Genomic DNA, 1,882 nt, shown 5'->3' with positions numbered 1-1,882 from the left:
GGTTCGCCGGGAGACATACACGGGCCCAGATCGCATGGCGGTCCTCTCACGGTGCGGGTTGTGGGGGGTTCGACACGCTGCTCCGTGTACGTATGTGCAACGGACACCCTGTTTATCCGACCGCATGTGCCAATGTCCAGACCGCTCAGGTCAGTTGGCCGCGGAGTCCAGCACTCCGCTCAGCCGCCCGGCTGCCACGGCGGCGTCTGCCCCCACTCCCACTTCGGCATCGGGCCCGCCGTGGGCGGCGGGTCGTCGGCGGAGTAGACGAGCGCCATCCGCGTACCCCACTCGATGTAGTACGAGAACACCGCCCGGAACTCCGGGTCCGCGGGCAGCCCCACCTCGTCCGCGCTGTCCATCAGCAGCGACACCCAGCGCCTGCGCTGCTCCTCGGTGATGTGCCGGCCGAGGTGCATGCGCGCCATGTGGTCGTGGCCGCCGCGCTCCGCGCTGTAGCGCTCGGGGCCGCCGAAGACCTCGGCGAGGAACATCGCCACGTGCTGCGGGTGTTCGTCGTCCATGTCCGCGAACACCGGCGCCAGGAGCGGGTCCTTGCGCACGTGCCCGTAGAAGGCCGCGGTCAGCCGCCGGAACGCCTCGTCCCCGCCGGCCCACTCGTAGATGCTCGGGGTGCCGCCGCTCATGTGCCGTCCTCCGCGTCCCGGGCGGGCCCGTCGTGCGGTGCCGCGTCCGCCGGCGGCCCGTCCGCCGGCCGGTCCGGCCCCTGGGCCCGTACGTGCTGCACGTGCTCCAGCGAGCCCCGCAGCTCTTGCAGCCAGTCGTCCGCGTGGCTCTCCACCAACCGTACGCACCACCCCAGCGCCTCGCTCCTGCTGCGCGCCACCCCCGCCGCGATGAGCGTGTCGAGCACCTGGCGCTGCGGCTGCCGCAGCCGGGTCATCACGGGCGCGGAGACGTTCGTGAAGACCTCCCGCCGGCCGCCGCACTCGGCGCCCCAGGAGACCTTCCTGCGGTAGCGCCGCTCCGCCGCCCGCGCCACCGCCATGCGCTCCTTGCGGGTGCGCTCGCGGAACTCGGCGATGCGGCCGTCCAGCGCCGCGTCGCGCTCCGCTCCGGTCGCGTCCGCGGCGAGCCCCGCGGGCTCGGGGACCGTGCCGACGACGCAGATCTCCTCCCGGTCGACCGTGACCTCGACCGGTGCGGCGTAGAGGCCGTCGGGCAGCCGCCCGGTGAGCCATCCTCGTATCTCGTCCGTGTCCTGCGAAGTAATCATGTAATCGAGATTACGCCGCGTTCTGTCCGGAGAGAACGGGCGGGCCGGCGAAATTCCCGCAAGAATCTTTGGCGGAGCATGTCGAGAACCGCGGGTCGGCCCCGACGTCTCCTGTGAGAGGCGCCCGCACCGGGTGCCGGGAACACGGGAAGAAGTGAGAACCATGAAGTACCTGGTGATGATCTACGGTTCGCAGGTCGACTACGACGCCATGAACGGCAGCGGCTCCGAGGGCCACCCCGCCTGGACCGAGAAGGACCTCCAGGCGATGTTCCAGCACATGGAGTCGATCAACAACGACCTCGCCGAGACCGGGGAGGTCGTCGAGGGCAACGGGCTGTCGGCGCCCAAGCAGGCCATCGTCGTCACCGACGGCCCCGGCGGCGCGTCCGTCGTCTCCGACGGCCCGTTCGGCGAGACCAAGGAGGTCCTCGCGGGCTACTGGGTGCTGGACTGCGCCAGCGACGAGCGGGTCACCGAGATCGCCAAGCGCGTCCACCAGTGCCCCGTCCCGGCCGGCACCCCGGCCTCCGACGTGGTGATCCGCCCCATCCTGGAAGCGGCACCGGGCAAGTGAGCGCCCCTGTCGAGGACCTGCTGCGCGGCCACGCGCCGCAGGTCCTCGGCGCCCTCGTACGCCGCTAC

The 1,882-nt window shown here is 71.5% G+C and carries 3 protein-coding genes; 1 reads left to right on the top strand and 2 read right to left on the bottom strand.

Annotation, left to right across the window (positions count from 1 at the left end; all coding sequences use genetic code 11):
• Positions 1–179: 179 nt before the first annotated feature.
• Both H5J30_RS30385 and abmR read right to left on the bottom strand, forming a co-directional pair.
• On the bottom strand, positions 180–647 hold the full coding sequence (locus tag H5J30_RS30385; RefSeq protein ID WP_181790641.1) for a group II truncated hemoglobin: 468 nt from the start codon (positions 645–647) through the stop codon (positions 180–182).
• On the bottom strand, positions 644–1,237 hold the full coding sequence (gene abmR, locus H5J30_RS30380; RefSeq protein WP_181790639.1) for an ATP-binding transcription factor AbmR: 594 nt from the start codon (positions 1,235–1,237) through the stop codon (positions 644–646). The genes H5J30_RS30385 and abmR overlap by 4 nt, the downstream gene beginning before the upstream one ends.
• A gap of 163 nt (positions 1,238–1,400) precedes the next feature.
• Between abmR and H5J30_RS30375 the strand changes: the two genes are divergently transcribed.
• Entirely contained in the window at positions 1,401–1,814 is a 414-nt protein-coding gene (locus H5J30_RS30375) for a YciI family protein (RefSeq protein WP_181790637.1), read from the top strand.
• Positions 1,815–1,882: the final 68 nt, after the last annotated feature.

Origin of the sequence: Streptomyces phytophilus (assembly GCF_013870535.1) — a bacterium.
Taxonomy (GTDB): domain Bacteria; phylum Actinomycetota; class Actinomycetes; order Streptomycetales; family Streptomycetaceae; genus Streptomyces; species Streptomyces phytophilus.
The sequence above is the reverse complement of the archived record's forward strand: the minus strand, read 5'-3'. Positions and strand labels throughout refer to the sequence as shown.